Here is a 20132-nt window from a genome sequence, read left to right on the forward strand (position 1 = left end):
CACGCCTGTCGTGACGACGTCGAGCGCTGCTCGCCGTCCCCGGCGATTCGACCCGGATCGTCGGGAGCGGATCGTGCGCGCCTGCCTCGATGTGCTCGCCGAGCACGGAGTCGCAGGAACGACGCACCGCCGTGTGGCGGCCGCGGCGGATGTGTCGCTGGGATCGATGACTTATCACTTCGCGGGGATGGACGATCTGCTGAGGGCGGCGTTCGATGCGTTCGCGACATCCGTGGCAGTGCGGTTCGAACGGCGTCTGGCCGCCGCCCAGGGACCCGATGAAGCCGTCGATGCGGTGATCGCCATCATCACCGAGGAGGTGTTCGGCACGCAACGCGATCTGGTGCTCACCCACGAGCTGTACACCCTCGCGGCCAGGGACCCGGGCTTCCGCGAGGTGACCAACGCGTGGATGAAGCGCAGTCGCGCCGCGCTCGAGCGACACTTCGATGCGATCACCACGCGGATGCTGGACGCGCTGATCGAGGGGCTGGCGATCCACATCGCCTTGGACACGTCACCGCTCGATCGCGATGTGGTGCGCGGGGCGGTTGTGCGGATCGCCGCGGGAGGGACGCAGGCATGATGAGCGCGAGCGTGGGAGCGCAGACGCGGACCGACACCGTTCTGCGAAGACGGCGAGCGTCGCTCCTGGTGCTGATGCTGGTGGTCGGCCTCGGAATGGCATCGTGGGTGACGCGCACTCCGGCCGTCCGCGACGCGGTCGACGGATCCACGGCCGAGATGGGACTCATCCTGTTCGGCCTCTCGATCGGGTCGATGATCGGAGTGGTGGCCTCCGGACCGCTGGTGCGGCGCCTCGGTACGCGACCGATCGTGCTGACCGGGACCGTGCTGGTGATTGCCGGCGTCTCGGCCGTCGCCGTGGCCACTGCCATCCCCTCGGCGGTCGGGGTGTTCCTCGGACTCTTCCTCTTCGGCCTCGGGGGCGGGCTCGGCGAGATCGGACTGAACGTCGACGGGGCCGCGGTCGAGAAGCTCCTCGGGCGCCCGTTGCTGCCGATGCTCCACGGGTTCTTCAGCCTCGGCACGGTGATCGGCGCCGTGGTCGGCATCGCGATGACCGCGATCGGGTTGCCGGTCATCTGGCATCTGCTCGCCGTCGTGGTCGTTCTCACCGCGTGCCTGCTGTGGGCCGCCGCGGGCATTCCCGGTGGTACCGGCCGTCGCGGGGGTTCAGCGCGACGTGCGTCCGATGCGTCAGCGGTGCGGCCGAGCAGCGTATGGCGGGAGCGGGCGGTCCTGCTGATCGGGGTCATCGTCCTCGCGATGGCGTTCGCGGAGGGCTCGGCGAACGACTGGCTGCCGCTGCTGATGGTCGATGGGCATGGAGTGTCGGCCACGTGGGGAGCGCTGGTCTACACGGGCTTCGCCGCGATGATGACCATCGGAAGGTTCGCCGGAGGCCCGATCGTCGAGCGCGTCGGGCGGCGCCCGGTGCTCCTGGTCAGCGCGGTGATGGCCATCATCGGTGTGCTGGCAGTCGCCTACGCGCCCCACATGATCGTCGCCGTCATCGCCGTCGTCCTGTGGGGACTCGGCGCCTCCCTCGGATTCCCCGTCGCGATCTCCGCCGCAGGCGACAGCGCGGACCGGGCCGCCGAGCGAGTCAGTGCTGTCGCCACGAGCGGCTACCTCGCCTTCCTGGTAGGACCTCCGCTGCTGGGATTCGTCGGTGAGCACTGGGGGCTGCAGAATGCCATGCTCATCGTCGTCGCGCTGCTCGCAATCGCGGTCGGCGCTGTGATCGCGATGGGCCCGACCTCGCCGGTCAGCGGTGCACCGCCGGTCGAGTCGGGGCCGGCGCGCTGCGGCGCCTGACCGATCTTCCGAGGATCCACGCGACGAGCGCGCCGACGACGGCGTTGACGAGAGTCCACATGACGGTGTCGGCGACGGCGGACACGAGGTCCATCGTCTTGAAGATCGCGTACTGGGTGAAGAGGAAGTACACCTCGGTGAGGAAGGCGACGATCGCTGCGGCGCCCGCGCCCCGCAGTGGTGTGTAGAACCTGCCCCAGGTGATGACGGTCGCGAGCAGGAGGCCGTGCGCCAGGTTGGCGATGACGATCGCGATGATGTTGATCTGGTCCCTGGAGATCAGCTCCAGGACTTCGGGCGTGAGCTCGCTGAAGCCGGCGAGGAAGTCCTGGAAGAAGGTCGCGTAGATGAGCAGGGTGAGGCCGAAGACGGCGACGGCGCCGACGACGGAGGCGAGCAGGAACGCTGCTGTCCCGGTGTGCTTCATGTGGATGTCCGATCTGTTCGAGGCGTCGTGGGGGATCACTCGTAGCGGAGCGAGTCGACCGGATCGGCCTTCGCCGCCCGGGCGGCCGGGAGCGTCCCCGCGAGGAAGGCGATCGCCATGACCAGCAGGATGATCGCGGCGACCGAGGCCGGGTCGAACGCGATGAGGGTCAGGCCCGGGAGGTCGGCGAGCAGCGTCCCGGAGAGCACCGAGCTCAGCCCGGTGCCGGCCGCGATCGCGACCGCTGCGCCGATCGCGGACCCGAGGAAGCCGATGAACGTGGCTTCGAGGCTGAACAGCCCGAACACCTTTCCGCTTCCCATGCCCATCGCCTTCATCAGGCCGATCTCACGGGTGCGTTCCTGAACGGACATGTAGAGGGTGTTCACGATCCCGAACGCGGCGGCGAGGAGAGCGATGATCGCGAAGGCATTGAGAACGAGGACTATCCCGTCGATCACGGTGGTGATCATGCCGAGCTGATCTGAGATCGTCGTGCCGGTGAAACCCGCGTCGGCGAGTCGCTCCTTGAGCGCCTCGATCTCATCGTCGGTCGCATCCGGGTCGAACCAGACGCTGGCGGAGGAGTACCGGTCGGCTTCCTCGGCGGGGATCCCGGTGGACTGGGCCTCGAACAGCGCATCCGTGAGCGCGGAATTGATCAGGATGCTGGACCCTGTGGGCGAAGCGAGCGCGGCCTCCGTGACTCCTACGACGGTCGCATCGATGGTGTGCTGGGTGCGCAGGCCGTCAGTGATCCCGATGGTGACGGTCTGTCCGACGGCATCGGCATCGCCGTCGAAGCCCAGCGGCTCCACATACGACTGGGGGAGGGCGACCTCGAAGCCGACGGTGTCGTTGTCGGGCTCGGCGCCGTCGGCGAGGACGGTGGTTTGGCCGGCGACGAGACTGCCGACCGACGCGGCGAACCGGGTGCCGTCCTCGAACTGCACGAAGTCCGGGCTGATGCTGCGCTGCGGGTCGACGCGAACCACCCCGTCGATGCCTTCGATGGTGTCGATGTCCTCGGGCGTGAGCGCGGTGACCGTCATCCCGGGGATGCCGGTGGACACGGCATCCGGATCGTATTCCTGCGGTTCGTCGGTGCCGGCGAGGGGATCGCCCGCGCCTTCGGCGGTCTTGGTGACCGTCATGGCGTCGGAGGCGCCGACGCCGGAGACGGTGTTATCGATGTAGTTGTTGATCCCGGTGCCGAGGCCGCTGGTGATGGCGAGGGTGAACGCGCCGATGAAGATCGACAGGATCGTGAGGATCGTGCGGGTCTTCGACCGGAAGGTGTTGGCGACCGCGGAGCCGATCAGGTCGAGGGTCTTCATGCGGCCACCCCCTCGGCCGTGTCGCCGACGAGTTCCCCGTCGCGGATTCGCAATTGCCTATCGCAGCGCGCGGCGAGGTCCTCGTCGTGGGTGACGACGATGAGAGTGATGCCGTGCTCTCTATTCAGGTTGAACAGGATGTCCTCGACGATCGACCCGGTCTTGGAGTCCAGATTGCCGGTGGGCTCGTCCGCGAAGATGATCCGCGGGTTGTTGACCAGAGCGCGGGCGATCACGACGCGCTGCTTCTGGCCTCCGGAGAGATTGACGGCCTTGTTCCTGGCTTTGTCGCCGAGCTCGAGCTGCTCGAGCGCCGCCATGCCGCGGCGCTTGCGCTCAGCGGCGCCGACGCCCGCGATCTTCAACGGCAGGGTGACGTTGTCGAGCACAGAGGCGCTGGGGATGAGGAAGAACTGCTGGAACACGAATCCGAAGGTCTTGTTGCGGGTGCGATTCAGCCTTCGGCCTTTCAGCGAGCGCGTGTCGAGGTTCTCCAGCGTCAGGCGCCCGCTGGTGGGGGCGTCGAGGAGGGCGAGGATGTGCATGAGGGTGGACTTCCCCGACCCGGACTTGCCGAGGATCGCGATGGACTCGCCCTCGTTGATGCTGAAGCTCACCCCCTTGAGGGCGTCGAAGCGGGTCTGGCCGCGGCCGTACGACTTGTGCACGTCGTCGGCGCGGATGATCGCGGTACTCACGGGAAGGCTCCTGAATGCCAAAAGTGGCGGGGTCGGATGTCGAGTCGATCTCCACGATCTCCTCCGCGCGCCGTTCGCGCGTCACCCTGCCGTGGACACTCGTGTACCGCAGTCGCAGTATCGTGGAATCCCGCAGCAGGGTGACGACCTGCCAGCCTCGGCGCGGCACACTGGTGGGGTGATCAGTGATCCGACCCGTCCGGCCCCGACGCCGGACGTGCTCGCACCGCCGCACCCGGCGATGCCGGGATGGGTGGGCGATGTGATCGCTGCGGTCCTGATCGTCGCCGTCGCATTCGCCCCGCTGCCGGGACCCGAGTTCCGGCCGGACGGGTGGGCACAGTTCGCGCTGGTGGTCGCGCCCGCCGCGCTCCTGCCGTTCCGCCGGCGGTGGCCGGTCCCGGTGCTGCTCGTCTGCCTTGCTCTGTATGGAGTCGCGGCGTGGATCGGGTTGCTCTCACCCGGGATCGGACTCGGAGTCGCTATCGCGATGTTCGGCGTCGCGAACCGTTCCACCCGCCGCCGCACCGTCATCGTCGGCGCGATCACCGTCGTGATCGTGTTCGTGTTCAGCATTCCGGCGGCGGTGGGCAGCGTGTTCGATCCACGGGTGTTCCAGTTCGTCTTCGCGGTGGCGTTCGCCGCCGCCGCCGGTGACGGGGCGCGTTCGCGCCGCGCGTACATCGCGGCGATCACCGAGCGCGCCGAGCGCGCCGAACAGACCAGGGAGGCGGAAGCTCGCCGCAGGGTCACCGAGGAACGGCTGCGGCTGGCGCGCGACCTGCACGACGCCGTCGCGCACCAGATCGCGGTGATCAGTCTGAACGCAGGCGTCGCCTCTTCCGCACTTCCCGGCCACCCCGAGCGCGCCGCGGTCGCCCTCGGCACGATCCGCGGTGCCGCACGCACGGTGCTGGGGGAGATCGGCGGGCTGCTCGCGATGCTGCGCGCCGATGACCCGGACGACGGCGTCGATGCGCCGCAGGTCGGTCTGGAACGGCTGCCCGATCTGCTCGATCAGTTCCGCAGCACCGGCTTAGACGTGCAGGTGCGCATCGAAGGAGATACCGATCAGGCGACCGGGGCGGTGGGGATCGTGGCGTATCGGGTGATTCAAGAGGCGCTCACGAATGCCCACAAGCACGGCGCCGAGCATCGCGCCCACATCCTCATCGACGTGGATACCGCTGCTCTGCGGGTGGTGGTGACGAATCCGGTCCATGCCGACTCTGCTCCCGGGGGCGCCGGTACCGGGGTGGGGCTGATCGGACTGAGGGAACGCGTCGGCTCCGTGAGGGGGTCCGTGCGCGCCGGCCCCGCACCCGGCGGGTGGAGGCTGTCCGCGATCCTGCCGCTGACGAAGGAAGGAGCCCCATGATCGAAGTGCTCGTCGCCGACGACCAGGCGCTGATCAGGCAGGCCGTCACCGATATCCTCGCCGGCCACTCCGATATCACCGTCAGCGGTCGGGCCGTCGACGGAGCCGACGCCGTCGACCAGGCCGGGCGACTCCGCCCCGACGTCGTCGTGATGGACATCCGCATGCCCGGCCTCGACGGCATCGCGGCGACCGCCCGTATCTGCGCCGACCCCGCCCTCGCCGATACCCGCGTACTCATCCTCACCACGTTCGAGGAAGACGAGTATCTCGTGGCCGCGCTGCGCGCCGGTGCGAGCGGATTCATCGGCAAGGGCGCCGAACCTGAGGATATCGTGCGCGCCGTGCGCGCCGTGCACGCGGGCGACGCACTGCTGTCCCCGGCGGCTACGCGCGCCCTGATCACACGGTACGTCACCGTCCCCGCGCGCCCGGCGCTCGAGACCATCCCGGAACTGGCGGAGCTGACAGATCGGGAACGGGAGGTGCTGCTGCTGGTCGCCAGAGGGCGCTCCAACCAAGAGATCGCCGAGGACCTCGTCATCTCCCCGCACACGGCGAAGACGCACGTGAACCGGGTGATGACGAAACTGCACGCCCACGATCGCGCCCAGCTGGTGATCATCGCGTACGAGACCGGCCTGCTCGCCCCGGGGACCTGAGCGCGTACTGCGGACGCGGTACGCGAAGATGCCGCAGTGGGGGGACGCGCCGCGGGTGATCGGCTCGGACGATTGAGGGGTGAGTGAATACCGCCCCGACACGACGACCGCGAGCCGGACCGGTTCCCGCCATATCCTGCCCGTCTTCGCCGGGCTGCTGGTGGCGATGCTGCTGGGTTCGTTGGATCAGACGATCTTCTCCACCGCGCTGCCGACCATCGTGGGCGAGCTCGGAGGGGTGAACCACATGCTGTGGGTGACCACGGCGTACCTTGTCGCGTCGACGATCATGATGCCGATCTACGGCAAGCTCGGCGATCTGATCGGCCGCAAGGGCCTGTTCATCGGGGCGCTGTCGATCTTCCTGATCGGGTCGGTCGTCGGCGGGCTCGCGCCGGACATGACGTGGCTCATCATCGCCCGCGCCGTGCAGGGCGTCGGCGGGGGCGGGCTGATGATCCTGTCGCAGGCGATCATCGCGGACGTCGCCCCGGTGCGCGAGCGCTCCAAGTACATGGGGGTCATGGGCGCCGTCTTCGGCCTGTCCGCGGTCGTCGGACCGCTGCTGGGCGGATGGTTCACCGAGACGGCGCACTGGCGGTGGGCGTTCTGGATCAACATCCCTCTCGGCATCGTCGCGATTGCGCTCGCCGCGTTCTTCCTCAAACTGCCGAAGCACGACACCAGGATCCGGTTCGACACCTGGGGCGTGCTCACCATGGCGATCGCGGTCACCGCGGTCATCCTGGTCGCGTCCTGGGGCGGCACCGAGCATGAGTGGGACTCACCGCTCATCATCACGCTGATCGTCGTCGCGACCCTCTTCAGCGGGCTCTTCGTTCTGGCGGAGCACAAGGCGGTCGAACCGATCATCCCGCTCGGTCTTTTCCGTTCCCGGAACTTCGTGCTCGCCACGGTGGCCGGGCTCTTCATCGGTGTCGCGATGTTCGGCGCGATCGCCTACCTGCCCACCTATCTGCAGATGGTCACCGGCGTGAACGCCACGGTGTCGGGGCTGATGCTGATCCCGATGATCGCCGGTCTCATGGTCGGGGCGATCACCACCGGACAGCTCGCGGCGAAGACGGGACGGTACAAATGGATGCCGATCGCCAGCATGATCGGGCTTGGCATCGGTCTGTGGCTGCTGTCGACCCTCGCCGTCGAGACGCCGCTCGGGGTCCTGATGAGCTATCTGTTCGTCCTCGGGCTTGGCGTGGGCCTCGGCATGCAGATCCTCGTGCTCGTCGTGCAGAACTCTTTCCCCGACTCCCAGGTGGGCACCGCCACGGCGTCCAACAACTTCTTCCGTGAGATCGGCGCCTCCCTCGGCGGCGCGATCGTCGGCGCACTGTTCACGGCCAACCTGACGGGCCTTCTCGCCGAGCGGATGCCTGCGCGAGGGGGCGAAGCCGGCGATCTGAACTCGCTCACGCCGGCGATGGTCCGCGACCTGCCGGATCAGATTCGGGAGACGATCATCGGCGCCTACAACGACGCCCTGACTCCGGTCTTCGCGACCCTGATTCCGATGGTCGTCGCCGGATTCATCGCGGTGCTCTTCATCCGGGAGGTGCCGTTGCGAGCTTCGAGGGATGACCGGGAAGCCGCCCCGCGGACCGAAGGCGGCGCTGATGCCGAGGAGTCCGCCGCGAGCGGCATGGCCGACGTCGACTCGTCTGCGTAGCGGCGGGGCAGGCGCCCAGCTTGCGAGCCGGAGGGTTGCGGATCGCGGGGGCGCGACCTGATGTGCGCGGATGTGCGCTTCGGTGCGTTCGCGGGGATCGGCGGTCCATCATGGTGGCGAATCGAGTCGGGAAACGATTTCCCACCATGATCGAGGAGGATCCGATGGTTCAACGGACTGCGAGGCGACGCTCGGCAGGAGTCGCCGCAGCCACGATCTCCGTACTGGCGGTCGCACTGCTTCCTGGCGTGAGCGCGATCGCCGCAGAGAGCGTCACGGACGTGTCGTTCGACTTCGGCCCCGTGGGCAGCGCGTCACCCGAGGGATGGATCGGGGTCGACCCCACCGTTGCGTACTCGCCCGAACTCGGATACGGCTTCACGACAGCCCCGAGGGACGCGAAGGACCGCGGCGGGGAGGACCTGATGCGCGGGGACTTCGTGAACTCAACGCCGTACGAGTTCGTGGTGGACGTCCCGAACGGCCTGTACAACGTCACGGCCTGGATGGGCGACATCCAAGCCGGTTCCGGAAACCGCACCAACCTGGAGATCGAGGGGACTCTCTACCCGGGGGCCAGCACGCCAGGCGGCGAGGTGCGCGAGCAGACGTTCTCGAGCATCGCCGTGGCGGACGGACAGTTGACGATCAAGGCGCTCGAGAACGTCGGCCGGCTGAACGGACTGCACGTCTACGCGCTGCCGACGGCACCGACCGGGCTCGTCGCCTCCGACACCGACCCGGCGGCCGGAGCCGTCACGCTGGCGTGGGACGCAATGCCTGAGGCGACGGGGTACACCGTGTACCGTACGGGTGGCGGGCAGAGCCGCGTCGAGGTCGGGACGACGACCGAGCCGACATTCACCGACACCGGCCTCATCCGAGGCGAGGCGTACACGTACACGGTCAGCCAGCAGCGCGGCCAGCACAGCTCCCCGGACAGTGATCCCGTCGAGGTGACGGTCGTCGACCCGGACGCCGAAGCGCCCGCCCCGCCGACGGGGTTGCGCGTGGAGGCGCTGGAGCGCGAGTCGGCCACCATCGCGTGGGACACCGCCGAGGACGCCCTCGAGTGGATGGTGTACCGCACGACGCAGACCGACATCCCGTTCGAGCTGATCGCGCGGGTCGATGAGCCGACGTACACGGACAGCGACGTCTTCACGACCATTCCCTACCTGTACCAGGTGGTCGCCGTGGGAGCGGGTGGCTCGTCGGAGGCGTCTGCGTCGCTCACGACCGAGACCACGGAGCGTCTCGTGCGTCCGATGGAGCGCCTCGACCGTGGCGTCGTCGCGGTTCGTGCCAGCGAGACGGATGTGCATGTCAGCTGGCGCCTGCTCGGTCTCGACCCCACCGACCTCGGCTTCGTCCTCGAGCGTTCGACCGGTGGCGCGCCCTACAAGGCGCTCGCCTCGGCGCCCTTGACAGGCGGCACCAGCTTCTTGGATACGACAGCCGATCTCTCGAAGTCGAACGCCTACCGCGTTCGGCCCGTGATCGACGGCAAGAAGCAGGCCCCGAGCAAGGCGTTCACGTTGTCGGCCGACCACGCCATTGAGCCGATCGTGCGCATCCCGCTGCGCGAAGGTAAGGGACCGATCAAGTTCACGTGGACCGGTGACCTCGACGGCGACGGGGCATACGACTATCTCGTCGACCGTCACAACGAGCAGCAGCAGATCGAGGCGTACCGCAGCGACGGCACGTTCCTGTGGTCTGTCGACTTCGGCTACAACAGCATCGACCAGCACAACGTGGAAGGCGGTTCGGCCACCATCGACGTCGGGCACAATGACGGCGTCTCGGTCTACGACTTCGACAGCGACGGCAAGGCCGAGGTGGCGATCAAGCTCGCCAACGGCGTCACTTTCGGAGACGGCCAGGTCTTCGCCGCCGGCTCTGACGACCTCGACCAGTACGTCGCGATCCTCGACGGCGAGACCGGCACGTTGCGCGCGACGGCTCCCTTCCCGGACGACTATGTCGTGGACGGCGCCCTGTACACCCGCTTCAGCGTCGGGTACCTCGACGGTGAGACCCCCAGCCTGATCGCCTACATGAAGAACCGCATCGGCGGCGGGCAGCCGGCGAAGTTCAACCTCGCGCATGTCGCATGGAACTTCGACGGCGAACAGATCTCCGAGCTCTGGCAGTTCCACCGCGGATCCCAGGATCTGCACGACGGCCACAACTCGCGGATCGTCGACCTCGACGGCGACGGCCGGGACGAGATCGTCGAGATCGCCTACGCGCTCAACAGCGACGGAACCCTAAGGTACAGCCTCACCCCGCAGGACATCCGTCACGGCGATCGGTACTACATCACCGACATCGACCCGGCACGGCCCGGCCTCGAGGGTTACGGCATCCAGCAGACCCACGAAGCGAACCTCCTCGATTACTACTACGACGCGTCGTCCGGCGAAGTGATCTGGAAGCACTTCTCGAACAAGCCGATGGGTGAGGGCGACGCCGGCCGCGGCAACGTCGCAGACGTCGACCCGCGCTTCCCCGGGCTGGAGACCTACACCCTGGACGGCGAGCCCAACTGGGAGGCGAGCCAGATCGGCCTGTGGAATGCCGCGACCAACCAGCTTGTAGAGGCCGACACGGCGAAGCAGCCGTGGCCCGGCCACAACATCTGGTGGGACGGAGACCAGCTCCGCGAGATCTGGCACGCCAACCCCACCCCCGACAACCGCGACGCGCGCGTCACGAAATGGGACTGGGAGAACCCGACCAACTGGGACGAGACCCCGACGCTGCTGCGCACTGAGGAGTATGGCGCGGTCACGGCATCAGGCGGTTCGGTGAACTACCTGCACGTCGGCGACATCTTCGGCGACTGGCGAGAGGAGATCGTGCTGACGACGCCCGAGTTCGACGAACTGGTGATATTCACCACTGACATCCCGACGGATCAGCGCCTCTACACACTGGCTCACAACCCGCTGTACCGCAGTGGAATGAACCAGAAGGGGTACGTCCAGTCCGGCCAGGTCGACTACTTCCTCGGGCACGGTATGGAACAGCCGCCGACCCCCGACATCCGCTACGCCGGTGACGAGCCGGCAACGGACACGGTGCGTCCCGAGGTGTCGCTGGTGGCACCGTCGGCTGGTCTGGTGCGTGAGCTGCAGATCCAGGTCAACGCGTCGGACGCCGGTGGCCTGGAGAAGATCGTCGCGAATGTCTATCGAGGGTCCCAGCTCGTCAAGAGCACGCAGACCAGCGTGAACGGCGCGTCCTCGGGCACGCACGCGGCGACGGTGCAATTGCCGGACGGGGCGTACACGATCAAGTTCAATGCTCACGACTGGGCGGGGAATGTATCGCGAACGGGCGCCTTCGACGTCGTCGTGGACGCGACGGCACCGACAGCCACCGTCAAGGACGGGCCGGGCTTCACGCGCGCGACGGGTGACACCTTCGACGTCATCAGCTACAAGCTGTACGACGCAGGCAAGATCGACCGCGTGGAGCTGAACGGTGTCGCGAAGGACCTGAGCAACAACGCGTGGTCCGATGTGAACGGCATCCGACCGGGGGTGTTCGGGGCGGTGAGCGGACCCAACGTGCTCGTCGTGTTCGATGTGGCCGGCAACAGCCAGAGCTACAGATTCACCCTCAACTGATCTGACGTCGTTTCGACTGCTGCCCCTTCCGGCTACGGGAGGGGCAGCAGTCGATTGTGGACCGGACCGCGCAGGATGGCGCATCAGGACCGTAGAGGGAATTCGTGAGTCCCGGTGAGGCCAGGGTTTGGAGCCGTGATGAAGCCAGCCGGTGTGCCGTCGAAGCCGCCCCGGGCGACCAGGTGGCGTCCCTGCTGCTTGAAGGGAATCCCCACTGTCGCATCGTGCGACCGGATCAGGTGGCCGGGCTGGCTGCCAGAGTCACTCGCCCGAGGTTCTCGTCGACGAGGCAGCCCGCAGCCCAGAGCGCGAGTCGTCGCACCAGGTCGCGGTGCCCGGAGGATTCGAACGAGCGCTCATCGTGCCCCAAGACGTCAACGGCGATCCGCGAGGCGCCCGCACGACGCACCCAGGCCGTCGGCTCCCTGCCTTCGACGCCGTCGTGATCCGCAACCACGCACGAGCGCCCGACCTTCTGCAGCGAGCAGTATCGCTCGTCGAACAACTCGAACCGATCTCGCTCCGAGCCATCCTGCGCGAGTTCGCGCACGGACATCGGCCCGATCGGCGGATGGTGGGAAGCCCGCGGCACCCAGACGGCGCCGACGGCCGCCGCCCACTCCGGATAGTCGCGCAGCGAGGAAACTGCAGAATGCATCGCGAGGATGCCGATTCCGCCGTCGAGTGCGCGTGCGAACGGACCCGCATCTGGTGGCGGAGCGACGGCGGCTTCGCTGCTGGACCGCCAGGAGTCGCCGGCGTTGACGACGAGCAGGTCGAATCCGGACAGCCGGGTGAGCGCTCGGTCCACATCGTGGTCGACCGACACCAGGAATCCCGCGGAGTGCAGGATGGCGCCGAGTCGGGCGCTGGTGCGAGGGAACGGGTGCCACGGATCCCCGTAGCGCCCGCTCCCGCTGGCGATAAGGGCTTTCACGGAGCCCCTCAGGCGATCTTCGCGAGATCGGGTGAGGTCACCTCACCGGCGAGCTCGTCGCTGGTGACATATCTTTCGACTTCGTCGACGACGGATGCCCCGATGCGTCGCAGCTCATTGCCCAGCGAACCGGCAACGTGGGGGGTGAGAGTCACACCCGGCAGCGTGAACAGCGGGTGGCCCGGCGGGAGCGGTTCTGGATCGGTGACGTCGAGGACGGCGCGGAGTCGGCCCGACGCGACCTCGTCCACGAGGGCGTCGGTGTCTACGAGCGCTCCGCGCGCCGTGTTGATCAGGACGGCGTCGTCCCGCATCAGAGCCAGCTGCTCGCGCCCGATCATCCGCCGCGTCTCAGGCAGCGACGGGGCATGTACCGTGACGACATCCGATCGCGAGAAGAGCTCCCCGAGGGTCGCCGGCTCAGCGCCGAGGGCGCGTGCCTCTGCATCGGTTAGCGAGGGGTCATAGAGCAGGCAGCGGACGTCGAACGGACGGAGCAGCTCGAGGACACGCCGCCCGATCCGGGATGCCCCGATGATGCCCACGGTGACGTCGAACGCCCCGAACCGGCCGCTCGGAAGGGATGCCATCAGGTTCTGCGTCGAGGCGAAATCGCGGGCTGACTCCATCGTCCGCTTCACGCTCAGCAGGATCATCGCGAGTGTGTATTCGGCCACCGGGTAGGCGTTCGCCTGTGCACAGCTGGAGACGCGGATGCCTCGGGCCCAAAGGTCAGGGGTGACGAGGCGCTTCACCGAGCCGGCGGCATGCACGATCGCCCGAAGGTTGGGCCAGTGCGACAGCATCTCCGCATCGAACCGAGGTGCACCCCAGCCCGTGATGAGGATCTCGACGTCGCGCGCCCTCGCCGGGATGTCGGTGAGGTCCGCCGTGAGCAGTTCGTCGTCCAGATCGATGTAACCACGGAGTCTCGCGAGGGCATGGTTGTCGAACAAATCGTCGAAGAGGCTTGCCGAACCCGCCGCGAACATGGCGCGAGGAAGCCCCATCAGCGGGCCACGCCTTCAGCAGCAACCTCGTCAACGGTGCCGTCGCCCCATCTCACCGTGATCGCACCGGGCGCGACTTCGAGTGAGACGTTCGCGTCGCGGTCGAGCGAACCGGTGCCGAGAACCACGAGCGCAGCGGCGACCTGACCAGGGGAGACGTCGAGGGTCTCGGCCCACGGCGTCAGCGAGTCGCGGGAGAACGGAGTCGGGATCCCTCCCCAACGCACTCCGCTGACGTCGATTCCGCGAATGCCGAGGACACTCGTGTGGACGCCATCGGCTCGCACCGCGGTGCCCGCGGAGATCTCCGCCTCGTCTGGATCGTCGACGGGAAGTGCCCACCCATCGAAGCGGAGTCGCCAGGGGCCGGAGGCCGCCGGCCACGTCGCGTCAGCATCGTCGATCTTCGTCGGGTGGGCGACGGCCGGCGCCGGCTCGTACCAGGCGAGGCGCAGTTCCCGGATGCCGTTCACCACCGATGCCGTCGTGACGACGGGTCCGCGACGCATCCCCACCCAGACGTCGGAGTCCGGCTTGTGGACGGAGCCTGGCATATCGAGCCAGTGCACGCGCGATCTCGACACCGCGACACGCTCGCTGAGCTGTCGCCGCTCGATCCTGCCGCGATGGGACGGCACGCCGTCGGCATCGAGCAGCGACGTGTGGTTGTCGCGGGGGCGAATCATGCCGACCGGCGAGAGATCGGGCGCCGTCACGTTGGAATACGCGAGGCGCTGATAGAACGGCTTGTCGGCTCGCGCGCCCTCCGGGTGGTGACGGTCGCCATCGGTGCCGTGATTCAGGGCGCGCACGATTCCGTCTTCGGTTCGCACGACGATCCAGCCGGGTGCTTCGAGGGCGCGCTGCGTCACGGGCTCGGATGCGCCCGCAGGAGGCGAGTCGACCCATTCCGGGTGATCGGCAGGCAGCAGCAGACCGAGCAAACCCTTGCTGGCCCAGTACGTCGAGCCTGCACCGGTGTAGAGCTGGCGGATCGGCAGGAACTCGCGGTGCCACCCGATGGAGAGGAGGCCGCGCTCATCGACGGCGCCCGCGTCGCGGAAGTACTGCAGGACGCGATCGGCGATGACCCGTGTCTCGCCGCTTCGCAGCGGGCCCGCACCGGCGATCGCCGCGGCCCAGAATGGCGCGAGCATCGCGAACCGATAGGTGAGGGAGCGTCCCTGGAACAGCGGAGCGCCGCCTGTTCCGATCAGGTCGACCGCCTCCCCGACATACGCGGCGAGGCGCTCCTTGTGGGTGGCCGACAGCTCACGACGCTGAATCCGGGCGTGCAGCAGCGGGTATACGTGCCAGGCCCAGCCGGCGTAGTAGTCGAAGTTCTGCTTCGCGCCGACCGGGTTCGCGCCGTCCGAATACCAGCCGTCGCGGACGTAGAGCCGCTCCTGAATCTCGTCATTGCGGTCGAGGTCGGCTTGACTCCACGGACCGCCCACCTCTGCCAGGAACGCCTCGATCACGTTCTGGAACCACGTCCAGTTGTTCGTGTATCCGGCCGTGCCGACGACGCCGGCGAGATAGTCGATCGTCTGAGCCTGCACGGTCTCGTCGAGGCGGTCCCACAACCAGGGTTTGGTCTCGCTGAGTGCTATCGCGATCGAGGCCGCCTCCGGGACGGACTGCCGGCGCTCAGCGATCGTCGGCCACCTTTCGGCGTGGGTCGGGTCGACACCGGCGGCCAGACCGCTCGCGTAGCGCTCCAGCCAGCGCGAGGGGTCGACGCCATCGGCACCTCGGACGCGGAATGCGGCCGCGAGGAACGTCCGCGCATAGCCCTCGTGCGCAGTGCTCCAACGGCCTGACGCGCTCACAGGGCCGGGAAGGTCCAGCAATGCCCCCGACGGTGAGGAATAGTTCCATGCGGATGCGACGAGTTCGTCGGCGAAGGACTCCCACCGAGCGCGGCCGCCCCGCGCCGCGTCGACGTCAGTGAGGTCGGTCGCTGGCCGGGGGAAATCAGAGCGGTGCGTCATCGTCACAATCCCGATCGTGCACTAAGCTCTGGTGCTCGTTCACGCATCGCACAATTTCGATCACGTTGAACACGCATAGGAATCCGCAAAGGAGTGGAATTGACTGTGAGCAACTCGCTGCCGAGAGCTCGACATGAGCACATCCTGCGCCACATCGAGCTGCACGGAACAGTCAGCGCGACCGGTGTCGCCCAGGAACTGGGAGTGTCGCCCATGACCATCCGGCGAGACATGGACGAACTCGAAGAGGCGGGGAGGCTCGTTCGTGTGCACGGCGGTGCGATCGCCGCGACCGCGCCGCCCGTGCCGCAGTCCGCGCTCACGAACATCGGAGTGGTCGTTCCGGGGACCGTCGGGCACTTTCCGATGATCATCCGTGGCATGGATGCCGCCTCGCACGCCTTGCGCGCGCGCTTGGTGCTGGCCACGTCGCAGTATCACCCGGATGTCGAGCGCAGACAAGCCGAGCGACTGGTCGAGGCCGGGGTGAAGGGGCTCATCCTCGCACCCACCCTGAGGGAACAGACGGAAGAAGAGCTCGCTGACTGGGTTCGGCAACAGCCCGTTCCGGTCGTCTTCCTGGAACGTCGGCTGGAATCGACCGCGTTGGCGTCGTTCGACAGTGTGCGCAGCGACCACGCTCGGGGAGCAGTCCTCGCCGTGGAGCATCTGCACCGACTGGGCCACGAGCGTGTGGGAATAGCCCTTCTCGAACGCACCGCGACCGCGCCCCTCATTCGAGAAGGGTACGCCCGCGCCATCGAGCGGCTCGGGATGGAGTCGGCCCCGTATCGGGCACTGCCGAAGCGCGATGAGGAGCACGACGCGCGCTTGGACGTCGAACTGGCCGCGTTCATCGACGAGTGCCTCGAGTCCGGGACTACCGCAGCCCTCGTTCACACCGATGTCGAAGCCGCGCGAATCGTCGAACTCGCCGTGGATCGCGGGCTGCGAATTCCGGACGATCTCGCGCTCGTCGCGTACGACGACAACACGGCCGCTTTCGCACTGGTACCGCTGAGCGCCGTCACTGCTCCACGTCGCGACCTCGGAGGCGAGGCTCTGAGCACGGTGATGCACCGAGTGTCGGAAGCAGGCGACGCCGATCGGGCTCCACGGAACCTCGCGATACTTCCGCGACTCACGGTCCGAGAGTCCTGCGGCGCGAGAGCGTGAGCGAAATTGTTCGCTTAGTTCTAGATGCACACCATCGTGCGTACATTCATCTCGCACGCCCCTCACTGTGTCCGAGTGGGCGAATGAGGCAACTGAGCAAGGAGGCTCCGATGACATCCCGAGCATTCAAGAGCGTCGGCGCAGCTCGACGGCGCCGTTTCGCTTTGACGGCGGGGAGTGCCCTCGCGATCGGCGCGATGGCGATTCTGACCGGCTGTGCCGGCGGGGGCGAGCAAGAGCCCGCCGCCACCCTCGACCCTGACGAGGAGGTGACACTCAACTTCGCGTGGTGGGGCGACGCGAGCCGCGCCGAACGATACGAAGCTGCGATCGACATCTTCGAAGAGGCCAACCCTAACGTCACCATCCAGACGAGCTTCGCCGGGTTCGGTGACTACTGGACGGCGCGCAACACCGAGGCCGCCAGTCGCAGCCTGCCTGACGTGTTCCAGATGGACCTCGCGTACCTCGCGGAGTACGGCGGCTTCGGCCACGTCGTCCCTCTCGACGACTACTTCGGCGACCTCATCAACGTCGACGCGATCGATCCCGCTTTGGTGGATGCCGGCGCCGTCGACGACGAGGTGTTCGGCCTGTCGTCATCCAGCAGCACGTTGGCCACCCTGTTCAACGGCCCGCTCCTGGAGCAGCTCGGGGTCGAGGTGCCCGAGGGTCAGGTGACGTGGGACGAGTGGGACGAGTTCCTTGCTGAGGTGAGCGCAGCCGGTGCGGCCAACGACCCGGCCGTGTACGGCGGGCAGGACTACACCCAGTACTTCTGGCTCTTCCAGATCTGGCTCGGCCAGCAGGGCCTCTCCTTCATCGAGGATGGCGAGCTCGGGTTCGAGAAGAGCGACCTCGTGGACTGGTGGTCGCGCAGCACGGTTCTCAACGAAACCGGTGCCGTCATGCCGCAGGAGCGCAAGGCACAGCTCGACGGTGTCGACGCGCTCGGATCGGGTGAGGTCGCCACCGATGTCAGCTGGGCGAACTTCCTGCCGCGCTTCAGCGAAGGCCCCGCAGCGCCGGAGCTCTCCCTCGTGATGCCGCCGTACGACGATGAGGACAACACCGGAATGTTCCTCAAGCCGGGCCTCATGCTCTCGATTGCGGCAAATTCGGAGCACCCGGAGCACGCCGCCAAGTTCATCGACTTCCTCGTGAACGACCCCGAGGTCGGCGCGATCTTCGGAATGTCGCGTGGTGTTCCCGCATCGCAGACGGCCGCAGATGGCATTGAGGCGACGGAGCTGGACGCGCAGATCCTCGCGTACCAGGAGGAGGTCACCGACAAGCTCGACGGTGCCTCACCGCCGGCCGTCAAGGGTTTGGGGACGCTCGAGCAGACCTTCGTGGCCATCTCGGGAGACGTGTCGTACGGGGTCACCACCCCGGAAGAGGCTGCCGATCGCTGGTTCGCTGAAGCCGAGATCGCCCTGGGCTGATGATCAATGTGGACGGCGCGCTGCACCGCGCGCCGTCCACCTGATCCTGGAGACACCATGACTCTTGAAATGACCGCACCAACCGTGGTCGAACCTCCCGAACTTCCTGCGCCGCCACGGAAACGTCGCCGCAAGTGGGAGGACATCCGCGCCGCCTACGTCTTCCTCGGGCCATGGCTCGTCGGCTTCCTGCTGCTGACTGCGGGTCCGATGGTCGCTTCGCTCTACCTCGCCTTCACCGACTACAACCTCTTCACCGCCCCTGAGTGGGTCGGCTTCGACAACTTCATCCGGCTCTTCAATGACCCGGACTACCATCAGGCGTGGAAGGTCACCGCAACCTATGTGGTGCTCGGAACCCCGCTGAAGCTGGCCGCCGCCCTCGGGGTCGCACTCATCCTGAACGCGACGTTCCGGGCCACGGGCTTCTACCGCTCTGCGTTCTACCTGCCGTCCCTGGTGGGCGCTTCCGTGTCGATCGCGGTCGTGTGGAAAGCGCTGTTCATGGATGACGGTCCGGTCGACAGCATCCAGCAGTTCTTCGGCTTCCCCGCCGGCGGCTGGGTCGGTGATCCCGACATGACCATGCCGATGCTCATCCTCTTGACGATGTGGCAGTTCGGCGGCCCGATGGTCATCTTCCTCGCGGGACTCAAGCAGATCCCGGCGGAGCTGTATGAGGCGGCATCCGTCGACGGCGCCGGCCCGATCCGCAAGTTCGGCGCCATCACGATCCCGATGCTGTCCCCGGTGATCTTCTTCAACCTGCTGCTGGAGACGATCAACGCGTTCCAGATCTTCGGGTCGGCCTTCATCATCTCAGGAGGCACCGGCGGCCCGGCGCGATCGACGCTGTTCTACACCCTCTACCTCTACTTCCGCGGATTCCGCGACTTCCAGATGGGATACGCCTCGGCTATGGCCTGGGTCCTCACGCTGGTGATCGCCGTGATCACAGTGATCTACTTCCGCAGCTCCCGATTCTGGGTGCACTACGCAGGAGACGAAGGACGATGAGCGCAACGCAGCTGCTCGTGACCACCCGGACGAAGAAGCCCCGCCGACGCTGGACGGTGCGCGAGGTCGTCTTCCATCTGATCGTGCTGGCGATCCTCGCCGTGATCCTCTATCCGGTCGCCTGGATGCTCTTCTCGACATTCAAGCCCTCCGAGCAGATCGGCGGCACCGCCCAACTCCTTCCGAGCGAAGTCACCTTGGACAACTACACGAAGGCGCTCAGCGGGATCGGGGGCGTGTCGTTCTGGACGTTCTTCCAGAACTCCGTGATCCTGGCCGTTCTCGCGGTCATCGGTACCGTGCTGTCGTCCGCGCTGGCCGCGTACGCGTTCGCCCGGATCAACTTTCCCGGCCGGGCGGTGTACTTCGCCATCATGATCGGCACCTTGCTGCTGCCGTTCCACGTCGTGATCATCCCGCAATACATCATGTTCAACGCGGCCGGGATGGTGAACACGTACACACCGCTGCTGCTCGGCAAGTTCCTCGCGACGGAAGCGTTCTTCGTGTTCCTGATGGTGCAGTTCATGCGAGGACTTCCGCCAGAACTCGACGAGGCTGCGCGCATCGACGGAGCAGGCCACTACCGCACGTTCTGGGCGATCATGCTGCCGCTGCTGAAGCCCGCCCTGGTGACGAGCGCGATCTTCACATTCATCTGGACATGGAACGACTTCCTCGGGCCGCTGCTGTACCTCAAGGACCCGGACCTCTACACCCTCCCGATCGCGCTGCGCCTCTTCGTCGACCAGACCTCGGGAGCCGACTACGGCGCCCAGATGGCGATGGCCGTCCTGGCACTGATCCCCGTGTTCCTCTTCTTCCTCATCTTCCAGCGGTACCTCGTCGACGGTGTCGCCACCCAGGGATTGAAGGGCTGACGG

Annotated in this window: 16 protein-coding genes; 10 read left to right on the forward strand and 6 right to left on the reverse strand. The window is 67.1% G+C overall.

The window, feature by feature from the left end; genetic code table 11:
• The first annotated feature begins 10 nt into the window (after window positions 1-10).
• Window positions 11-586: a TetR/AcrR family transcriptional regulator gene (locus IM770_RS00185; protein WP_203579146.1), complete on the forward strand. Its 576-nt coding sequence runs from the start codon at window positions 11-13 to the stop codon at window positions 584-586.
• Window positions 583-1842 carry an MFS transporter gene (locus IM770_RS00190; protein WP_239065588.1) on the forward strand — a complete coding sequence of 420 codons (1260 nt, stop codon included), beginning with the start codon at window positions 583-585 and terminating at the stop codon, window positions 1840-1842. The genes IM770_RS00185 and IM770_RS00190 overlap by 4 nt, the downstream gene beginning before the upstream one ends.
• Here the strand turns inward: IM770_RS00190 and IM770_RS00195 are convergent.
• Genes IM770_RS00195 through IM770_RS00205 form a run of 3 tightly spaced genes read right to left on the reverse strand, consistent with a single transcriptional unit; the run spans window position 1793 to window position 4304 of the window.
• Window positions 1793-2269, reverse strand: coding sequence for a hypothetical protein (locus IM770_RS00195; protein ID WP_203579147.1), 477 nt, complete (start codon window positions 2267-2269; stop codon window positions 1793-1795). The genes IM770_RS00190 and IM770_RS00195 overlap by 50 nt on opposite strands.
• Before the next feature lie 35 nt (window positions 2270-2304).
• Window positions 2305-3606, reverse strand: coding sequence for an ABC transporter permease (locus tag IM770_RS00200; protein WP_203579148.1), 1302 nt, complete (start codon window positions 3604-3606; stop codon window positions 2305-2307).
• Window positions 3603-4304: an ABC transporter ATP-binding protein gene (locus IM770_RS00205; protein ID WP_307785321.1), complete on the reverse strand. Its 702-nt coding sequence runs from the start codon at window positions 4302-4304 to the stop codon at window positions 3603-3605. The genes IM770_RS00200 and IM770_RS00205 overlap by 4 nt, the downstream gene beginning before the upstream one ends.
• Here IM770_RS00205 and IM770_RS00210 point away from each other — a divergent pair.
• From IM770_RS00210 to IM770_RS00225, 4 genes are all read left to right on the forward strand, one after another.
• On the forward strand, window positions 4288-5682 hold the full coding sequence (locus IM770_RS00210) for a sensor histidine kinase (RefSeq protein WP_239065589.1): 1395 nt from the start codon (window positions 4288-4290) through the stop codon (window positions 5680-5682). The two genes, IM770_RS00205 and IM770_RS00210, sit on opposite strands and share 17 nt — an antisense overlap.
• A complete protein-coding gene (locus IM770_RS00215; RefSeq protein WP_203579149.1) occupies window positions 5679-6344 on the forward strand; it encodes a response regulator transcription factor in 666 nt (221 codons plus the stop codon). The genes IM770_RS00210 and IM770_RS00215 overlap by 4 nt, the downstream gene beginning before the upstream one ends.
• Before the next feature lie 79 nt (window positions 6345-6423).
• The gene (locus IM770_RS00220; protein ID WP_307785322.1) at window positions 6424-8031 is read left to right on the forward strand and encodes an MDR family MFS transporter; all 1608 of its coding nucleotides are present in this window, start codon (window positions 6424-6426) and stop codon (window positions 8029-8031) included.
• Between the two features lie 248 nt (window positions 8032-8279).
• On the forward strand, window positions 8280-11669 hold the full coding sequence (locus IM770_RS00225; RefSeq protein WP_203579150.1) for a rhamnogalacturonan lyase family protein: 3390 nt from the start codon (window positions 8280-8282) through the stop codon (window positions 11667-11669).
• Window positions 11670-11904: 235 nt separating this feature from the next.
• On the opposite strand, the gene IM770_RS00230 is transcribed toward IM770_RS00225, so the two are convergent.
• The 3 genes from IM770_RS00230 to IM770_RS00240 are packed head-to-tail and all read right to left on the reverse strand — an operon-like array spanning window position 11905 to window position 15610.
• The gene (locus IM770_RS00230; RefSeq protein ID WP_203579151.1) at window positions 11905-12606 is read right to left on the reverse strand and encodes a ThuA domain-containing protein; all 702 of its coding nucleotides are present in this window, start codon (window positions 12604-12606) and stop codon (window positions 11905-11907) included.
• 8 nt (window positions 12607-12614) lie between these two features.
• Window positions 12615-13616 (reverse strand): hydroxyacid dehydrogenase, encoded by a 1002-nt coding sequence (locus IM770_RS00235; protein WP_203579152.1) that lies wholly within the window; start codon window positions 13614-13616, stop codon window positions 12615-12617.
• Entirely contained in the window at window positions 13616-15610 is a 1995-nt protein-coding gene (locus IM770_RS00240) for a DUF2264 domain-containing protein (RefSeq protein WP_203579830.1), read from the reverse strand. The genes IM770_RS00235 and IM770_RS00240 overlap by 1 nt, the downstream gene beginning before the upstream one ends.
• Before the next feature lie 105 nt (window positions 15611-15715).
• Between IM770_RS00240 and IM770_RS00245 the strand changes: the two genes are divergently transcribed.
• The 4 genes from IM770_RS00245 to IM770_RS00260 all read left to right on the forward strand — a co-directional run bounded on the left by IM770_RS00245 (window position 15716) and on the right by IM770_RS00260 (window position 20129).
• Entirely contained in the window at window positions 15716-16786 is a 1071-nt protein-coding gene (locus IM770_RS00245) for a substrate-binding domain-containing protein (protein WP_372430630.1), read from the forward strand.
• Window positions 16787-16896: 110 nt separating this feature from the next.
• Window positions 16897-18231, forward strand: a complete 1335-nt coding sequence (locus tag IM770_RS00250; RefSeq protein WP_239065590.1) for an ABC transporter substrate-binding protein — start codon at window positions 16897-16899, stop codon at window positions 18229-18231.
• 69 nt (window positions 18232-18300) lie between these two features.
• Window positions 18301-19248: a carbohydrate ABC transporter permease gene (locus tag IM770_RS00255; protein ID WP_045300493.1), complete on the forward strand. Its 948-nt coding sequence runs from the start codon at window positions 18301-18303 to the stop codon at window positions 19246-19248.
• Window positions 19245-20129 (forward strand): carbohydrate ABC transporter permease, encoded by an 885-nt coding sequence (locus IM770_RS00260; protein WP_203579153.1) that lies wholly within the window; start codon window positions 19245-19247, stop codon window positions 20127-20129. Before IM770_RS00255 ends, IM770_RS00260 begins: the two co-directional genes overlap by 4 nt.
• Window positions 20130-20132: the final 3 nt, after the last annotated feature.

Source organism: Microbacterium hibisci, assembly GCF_015278255.1.
GTDB classification, from domain to species: domain Bacteria; phylum Actinomycetota; class Actinomycetes; order Actinomycetales; family Microbacteriaceae; genus Microbacterium; species Microbacterium hibisci.